Here is a 7,080-nt window from a genome sequence, read left to right on the forward strand (position 1 = left end):
CACATCCAGACTCTCCCGCCACTGCTGGAACTCGCCGACCTCCTCGGCAATAATCAGCTCCGCTGCCGCTGCCGCCTCGCGGCGTGCGCGCACGCCCGCCTGGGCAATATCGTTCAGATCGTCCAGCGTGTAGAGAAAACATTGCTCAACACCTTCCACTTCCTGGGCGATGTCCCGGGGTACGGCGAGATCCACCAGCATCAGGTCACCTCGCGCCCGCTGTGCCATGACTGCGGAGATCGTTTCCAGCGTGACTATGGGCAGCGGACTCGCCGTGCAGCTAACCACCATATCGGCGTCATGCAGCAACTGCGGGATAGCCTCCAGAGCATGGGCATCGCCAGTGAATTTCTCGGCCAACTGCTGGCCGCGTTCCGCACTGCGATTGGCTACGGCGAATCTTCCCACCCCATGCTCGCGTAGATGAATCGCCACCAGTTCGATGGTATCTCCGGCGCCGATCAGCAACACCGACTTGCCTTCCAGACTGCCCAGCAACTGTTTGGCCAGACTCACCGCCGCATAGGCCACACTGACCGGGGCCGAACCGATGGCTGTCTCCGACCGCACCCGTTTCGCCACGCGGAAGGCCCAATGCAGCAGGCGATTCAGCACCGGCCCGGCGGCACCGTTATCCGCAGCAGCCTGATAGGCATCTTTGACTTGACCGAGGATCTGCGGCTCTCCGATAATCATGGAATCCAACCCGCAGGCCACGTGAAACAGATGGCGCACGGCCTCCGCATCGCTGGCATAATAAATATGTCCATCCAGCAATCGCGGGTCCACGCCGTGGAAGTGGCAGAGCCAGTCCTGCAAGGCCTGGCGATGGTAACCTTGTCCGCCGTGGACGTATATTTCCGTGCGATTACAGGTGGATACGATCAGTGTTTCCTTGGCCAGCCCTTGCTCCAGCAAGTCGCGGTGGGCCGCAGCAAGGCTTTCCGGAGAAAAAGCGACTTTTTCCCGGACCGCGATAGGAGCAGTGTGGTGACTCAGACCAAAGCAGAAAATAGCAGCGACCGTCCCTGCAGAGCGACGATTAAGGGGCTGAATTGTCGCTGACGCAGGACAGGATTGCAAGCCAGGTCCCTAGCGGTTATTGTGCCCGCTGGCAAAAACGTGGAGAACGAGCAGATGAGGAGCAGGCTTGGGGGCATTGTGGCGGGCATTGTGCTTGGCCTCGCCGCCGGAGGTGCAGCCGCCGACTCCGCTTCGGGTGGCATGACCGGGGAGCAGCTTTATTATCTGTTAGTAGCCGAATTCGCCACCATGCAACAGGAACCACAACTGGCCGTTCTGGCCTGGCGGGAAGCCGCCAAACTGGCGCCAGAAGCCAACGTCCTCGGGCGTGCCACTCAGGTCACCGCGCAATTCGGCGATTTTCCGGATGCCCTACAGCTTGCCAAACGCTGGCGGGAGGCCGCCCCTGGGAGCGCCGAAGCGGATCAGTTTGAAGCCGCGCTGCTCCTCACCATGGGTCAGGATGAGCAAGCCATTCAATTGCTGCAGGCCACGCTCGCCCGTTTCCCCAACGATCCGAAAGTCACCCTGCAACTCGCTGAATTACTGGTGGCCCACGGGCGCAGCGGCGAGGCGCGGCGATTGTTGATTGCATTAGCCGGCAAAGACCCGAAATCTGCAGCCGCCTACTATGCGCTCGGACGTATTGATCTCACTGAAAAGCAACCAGAACGCGCTATCCCCTGGCTGGAGAAAGCCCTCAGCCTCCGTCCGGACTGGCAGGAAGCCGCCATCAGTCTCGCCGAAGCTCAGCAAGCTACCCAGGGTCCTGCCGCCGCTTTGTATAGCATTCAAAGTTTCACTGCCAGTCATCCGGAGGCCACGCTCGCTCGTCAATATCTGGCTGCGCTCTACCTCAAAATGGGTGGCCTGACACAGGCCTATCGCCTCTACCAGGAAATGGCGCGACAGAATCCCGATGACCCCGATATCATCCTTTCTCTCGGCCTCATGGACATCGGCCGGAAGGATTGGAAGAGCGCAGAAACCGCTTTGCAGCGCGCTCGCGATCTGGCGCCCCAGTCCCCGGTGCCGATCTACTATCTGGGGCGCCTCTACGAAGCACAGGATCGCTGGGCAGAAGCACTGCAATGGTACCAGCGCATCCATTCCGGCCCTCTGTATCCTGAGGTCGAGTTGCGCAGCGCACGCGTGGAATACCTGCTCGGTGATCACGACAAAGCCACCGAAAAATTGCGGACACTGGCGGCCACGTACCCGCAGGAGGCACAGATTCCGCTGCTGGAAGCAAACCTGCTGCAAGGCAGCGGCCACCTTCACCAAGCCCTGCAGGTGACCAGCCTGGCCTTGCAGCGCATGCCGGACCAACCTGGGCTCTGGTACGCCCAAGGCGCCATCTATGAGCAACTGAAAGATTATCCGGCCATGGAAAAAGCCATGCGTACGGTTATCCGCCTCGCGCCGGACCATGCACAAGCCTACAACTTCATTGGCTACAGTTTGGTCGAACGGCACAGCGATCTGGCCGAAGCGCAAAAATTACTGACCAAGGCGCTCAGTCTGGACCCGGACAATGCCGAAATTCTGGATAGTGTCGGCTGGCTGCATCACGTGCAAGGCGACAACAAGCAGGCTCTGGAGTATCTGCAGAAGGCCCATACGGCTTTGCCAGACGATGCCGAGGTGAGCGCACACCTCGGGCGAGTCCTCTGGTCACTGGGGCGCTTCACAGATGCCCGGCAGGTCTGGCAAAGCGCACTGCAAAAGCATCCGGACGATGCCGCCCTCAAAAGTGATCTTGCCCGCCAGCCATGATGATCCGTTATCCCAGAGCATTCGCCCTGCAGCCGGCACGAAGGCCTATCCGCACACTGGCCGCACTCCTGCTCACCGGCGTGCTATCCGCCTGTGCCACCACGCCGCCCATCCAGCCGACCACCCACGTCATCCTGCCAACAACCGAGAGAAATCAGGTCGTCGCCAGCCTGAAATATTGGCAAGCCAGAGGGCAGGCCGCTCTCAGCACGCCCAAAACGAGCGAAGATTTCGGATTCCGCTGGAAGCAGTCCCCCCAACACCAGGAACTTTCCATTTACGACACGCTTGGCCGTACGGTCGCCCGCATCGAAGCCGACCCGCAAGGCGCGCATCTGCAACTGGCCAATGGCGAGACACGACAAGCGGACAATCTCAGTGCCCTCCTCGCGCTGGTCCTCCACGTCGATCTACCCGCGAGTGAATTACCGGACTGGATGCTTGGTCTGCGCAGCGCGACGGCGACCGAACAACTGAATCCAGTCGGCCTGCCCGCAATACTCCACAGCGGCCCCTGGCAGATTCATTATCTCCAATATGCGCCGATAGGCGGCCTGACCATGCCCAAACTGCTCCAGGCCTCGGGGCCAGGGGGCATCACCCTGCGTCTGGCCATCACCCAGTGGCGGATGGGAGACCATAGCGCCCCATGAGCGAAAATTACCCCGCCCCCGCGAAGCTGAATCTGATGCTGCGCGTTGTCGACCAACGCAGCGACGGTTATCACGAGCTGCAAACGGTATTTCAGTTTATCGATCTGGCTGACCAGCTCCAGTTTAGCTCGCGGCCCGCCGGGCAATTTTCCCGCAGCGGTGGACCAGAAGGCGTGGCCGAAGCCGACGATCTCAGCATCCGCGCCGCGCAACGCCTAGCCGATGTCGGTGGCGTCCGTGAGGGCGTTCATGTTCATATCGACAAAACCCTGCCCATGGGCGGGGGTATCGGTGGTGGCTCCTCGGATGCCGCCACCACCCTCATCGTGCTTAACCGGCTGTGGCGTACCGGTCTGCACCGCGAAGAACTCATGGCGATTGGTGCCGACCTCGGTGCTGATGTTCCGGTGTTCATATTCGGGCGCAGCGCCTGGGCGGAGGGTGTGGGCGAGCGCCTGCGAGTGTTCGACGCTCTCCCGGAGAGCCATTACGTGCTGCTGCATCCGCAGGTATCGGTAAGTACCCGGGAGATATTCACCGCCCCTGAATTGACACGACACCATGTGCCCATCACAATAGGCGCGTTTCTCGGCGGGGCAACGGAAAACACCCTGGAACCTACGGTGTGTGCCCGCTATCCAGAAGTCCATCGTGGCATGCGCTGGTTAAGAAGCCAAGGCGTGCACGACGTTCGTTTGACGGGTAGTGGTGCTTGTGTTTTCGGGTTGGCGGCAGATGCCGTTTCCGCGCAACAAATTGCCACGCGGGTGCCTGCTCCCTGGCGCGCATGGCCCGTGCGTGGATGTAATAAACACCCACTTTACGATCCCGCCGAGCAATGATTATTGGGGCGTAGCCAAGCGGTAAGGCACCGGATTTTGATTCCGGCATTCCCAGGTTCGATCCCTGGCGCCCCAGCCAAACTGTCCTAGGACTATTTTGCCACCTGCGAAGAGAGAAGGACGTCACATGGCCCACGGCAATCTCATGGTCTTCAGCGGGAACGCCAATCCCATTCTGGCCGCTCAGGTGGCGCGCTTCCTGCAAATTCCCATCGGTCGTGCGGAAGTCAGCTCCTTCAGCGATGGCGAAGTCTTCGTCGAAATTCTGGAAAATGTGCGTGGGCGGGATGTTTTCGTACTCCAGCCCACCTGTGCGCCCACCAACGACCACCTCATGGAGCTGCTGACCATGATCGACGCGCTGAAACGCGCCTCGGCCAACCGCATTACCGCTGCCATGCCGTATTTCGGCTATGCCCGGCAGGATCGCAAATCACGCTCGCGCACAGCCATCACCGCCAAACTGGTAGCCGATCTCATCACCACTGCCGGCGCCAACCGGGTCCTCACCATGGATCTGCACGCTGACCAGATTCAGGGCTTCTTTGACGTACCGGTGGATAACATTTATGCCTCACCTATTCTCTTAGGCGATATTTGGCGCCAGAGCTATCCGGAGCTGATTGTGGTCTCTCCCGACGTGGGCGGCGTCGTTCGCGCTCGCGCCATTGCCAAACGCCTTGAAGTGGATCTCGCCATTATCGACAAACGGCGCCCGCGACCCAATGAATCGGTCGTCATGAATATTATTGGAGACGTGGACGGCCGCACCTGCGTTCTCGTGGACGACATGGTCGATACGGCCAACACGCTCTGCGAAGCGGCCCATGCCCTCAAAGCACGAGGTGCCGTCAAGGTCTGCGCTTACTGTACTCACCCGGTATTATCTGGTCCCGCCATGGAGCGCATCGAAAGGTCCGATCTGGACGAATTGGTCATCACTGACACCATACCGCTCAGGCCGGATGCTCAGGCCAGCAGCAAGATTCGCGTGCTGTCCATTGCCGAACTGCTGGCCGAAACCATTCGCCGGATTGCGGAAGAGGACTCAGTCAGTTCGCTGTTCATGGACTAACACCACCTTGCAGCTGGGCGTCGGCCATTGTATGATCTGCGCTCTATCAGTGGTGGCTGTAGCTCAGTCGGTAGAGTCCCGGATTGTGATTCCGGTTGTCGCGGGTTCGAGCCCCGTCAGCCACCCCAAATAAAACAAGCACTTAGGTATAATCCTAGGTGCTTTTTTATTACCAAATTGACTTTTCGCCCAAATTCTGCCCAACCACGCCCAAGAACGGCATCCGAAAAAGGGATAGAAAATAGCATCCATCCGACCCAGAAAAGACTGCGATGGCATCATCATCGGGTACCGAGGGTGTCCTGAATTTTGTGTAAACGGCGTCTTCATTTAACGTTGTAGCATCCGGTCATCGAACTGGATGATAAAGCGGTTTAGGGCGGCTTTCCAATCCCGGATCGGCATGGTCCACTTCTGGCTGATGTACGGATGCACAATATCTATCTGACCGCATTGTCCCCGCGTCTGAATGACAAGGCGGAAGACCTCACCATCCATTACCGCGAAGATTCCCAGCACGTCAAGCTGATTTTTGATGGCCTGGGTGAAGTGGACTTTGTAGCCGCACCAAGCCATGGGTAACCAACTCTATCGCTTCCCCGTTTGCGCTGTAGTAGACTTAGTTCACTAGTCTTGGTCCACATGGGGGCAGTCATGCACACGTACAATATTCACGAAGCGAAAACGCAGCTTTCCAGGTTGGTTGAGAAGGCTGCCAAGGGTGATTCTTTCGTGATCGCCAAGGCGGGGAAGCCCATGGTGAAGGTCATCGCGCTGGAAACGCCGGACGCATCACAGAGGAAGCGGTTTGGGTTTCTGTCCGGTCAGATCAAGGTGCCGGATGATTTCAACACGATGGGTGCCGACGAAATTGAGTCCTTGTTCGAGGGTGGCGAGTGAAGCTATTGCTGGACACGCATCTGCTGCTGTGGGCTGCGGACAGCCTTGAGCGTGTGCCTGTAGGCGCTCGTGCGCTGATGGCTGATCTGGAAAACGAACTGCTTTTCAGCGTAGTGAGCATTTGGGAAGTTGCCATAAAGAGCGGATTGAACCGGCCAGGCTTTCAGGTGGATGCGCGTCTGCTGCGCCGTGGGCTGATCGACAACGGATACGTTGAGTTGCCCATATCCGGGGAACATGCTGTTGAGGTGGACACCTTGCCGTTGATTCACAGAGACCCGTTCGACCGGCTGTTGATTGCGCAGGCGACGGTCGAGGGATTTGTACTGTTGACCAATGATGTGACACTGGAGCGGTATCAAGGGCCGGTCCGGCTGGTGTAGAGGGGCGGCTTTGTGCGCGGTCATTCTGCCCGGACGGCATAGACTACGGGCCGCCCTTTCCGGGTGCGGTCGTCCACTTGTTCCAGAAGGCCCATGGCAACGAAGTCCCGCATACACCCCGTGAGAGGCGCAGGTTGATGCTGCTTGCTGAGAGATGACCCGTCAATCATACTGAGCTTATGTCAGCAGAACAAAAACCCGTCCTCATCCTCACCATCAACGACTGCCCCGGCATGCGTGTGGTCCGGGTCATCGGGCCGGTCTACGGCACGGATGTCCGATCCCGCAATATCGTCGGCAATTTCCTTGGCGGCGTCCGCGCCATCTTTGGCGGCAAGCAGGCCGGTTACCTGAAAATGATTGCCCAGACCCGCGATGATGCCCTAGAACAACTGGCCGAGCATGCGCGGTCTCTTGGGGCCAACGCC

The 7,080-nt window shown here is 59.1% G+C and carries 9 protein-coding genes and 2 tRNA genes; 10 read left to right on the forward strand and 1 reads right to left on the reverse strand.

Translation table 11 applies throughout. The features are described from left to right. Window positions 1-1,083, reverse strand: a 1,083-nt coding sequence (gene hemA, locus AC2VNK_RS07295; protein ID WP_486883316.1) for a glutamyl-tRNA reductase, incomplete at its 3' end; no start/stop codon positions are given. A 54-nt stretch (window positions 1,084-1,137) separates the two neighbouring features. Between hemA and AC2VNK_RS07300 the strand changes: the two genes are divergently transcribed. The 10 genes from AC2VNK_RS07300 to AC2VNK_RS07345 all read left to right on the forward strand — a co-directional run. Beyond that, complete coding sequence (locus AC2VNK_RS07300) at window positions 1,138-2,799, forward strand: tetratricopeptide repeat protein (protein ID WP_291520693.1); 1,662 nt, start codon at window positions 1,138-1,140, stop codon at window positions 2,797-2,799. Continuing rightward, the gene (gene lolB, locus AC2VNK_RS07305) at window positions 2,796-3,452 is read left to right on the forward strand and encodes a lipoprotein insertase outer membrane protein LolB (RefSeq protein WP_486883317.1); all 657 of its coding nucleotides are present in this window, start codon (window positions 2,796-2,798) and stop codon (window positions 3,450-3,452) included. The genes AC2VNK_RS07300 and lolB overlap by 4 nt, the downstream gene beginning before the upstream one ends. Continuing rightward, a complete protein-coding gene (gene ispE / locus AC2VNK_RS07310; RefSeq protein ID WP_291520695.1) occupies window positions 3,449-4,294 on the forward strand; it encodes a 4-(cytidine 5'-diphospho)-2-C-methyl-D-erythritol kinase in 846 nt (281 codons plus the stop codon). The genes lolB and ispE overlap by 4 nt, the downstream gene beginning before the upstream one ends. 4 nt (window positions 4,295-4,298) lie before the next feature. Next, window positions 4,299-4,373: transfer RNA gene (locus AC2VNK_RS07315), tRNA-Gln, on the forward strand. Between the two features lie 48 nt (window positions 4,374-4,421). Continuing rightward, window positions 4,422-5,369, forward strand: coding sequence for a ribose-phosphate pyrophosphokinase (locus AC2VNK_RS07320; RefSeq protein ID WP_291520696.1), 948 nt, complete (start codon window positions 4,422-4,424; stop codon window positions 5,367-5,369). Window positions 5,370-5,421: 52 nt separating this feature from the next. Next, window positions 5,422-5,497 (forward strand) — tRNA-His (locus tag AC2VNK_RS07325). Window positions 5,498-5,798: 301 nt separating this feature from the next. Next, complete coding sequence (locus tag AC2VNK_RS07330; RefSeq protein WP_291520737.1) at window positions 5,799-5,951, forward strand: hypothetical protein; 153 nt, start codon at window positions 5,799-5,801, stop codon at window positions 5,949-5,951. Between the two features lie 72 nt (window positions 5,952-6,023). After that, on the forward strand, window positions 6,024-6,269 hold the full coding sequence (locus AC2VNK_RS07335) for a type II toxin-antitoxin system Phd/YefM family antitoxin (RefSeq protein ID WP_291520728.1): 246 nt from the start codon (window positions 6,024-6,026) through the stop codon (window positions 6,267-6,269). Beyond that, window positions 6,266-6,652, forward strand: coding sequence for a type II toxin-antitoxin system VapC family toxin (locus tag AC2VNK_RS07340; RefSeq protein ID WP_291520726.1), 387 nt, complete (start codon window positions 6,266-6,268; stop codon window positions 6,650-6,652). Before AC2VNK_RS07335 ends, AC2VNK_RS07340 begins: the two co-directional genes overlap by 4 nt. A gap of 179 nt (window positions 6,653-6,831) precedes the next feature. Further along, the coding region (locus AC2VNK_RS07345) for a heavy metal-binding domain-containing protein (RefSeq protein ID WP_486883318.1) at window positions 6,832-7,080 on the forward strand (249 nt) is incomplete at its 3' end.

The sequence above is a fragment of the Acidithiobacillus sp. TH-A35 genome, from assembly GCF_057473505.1.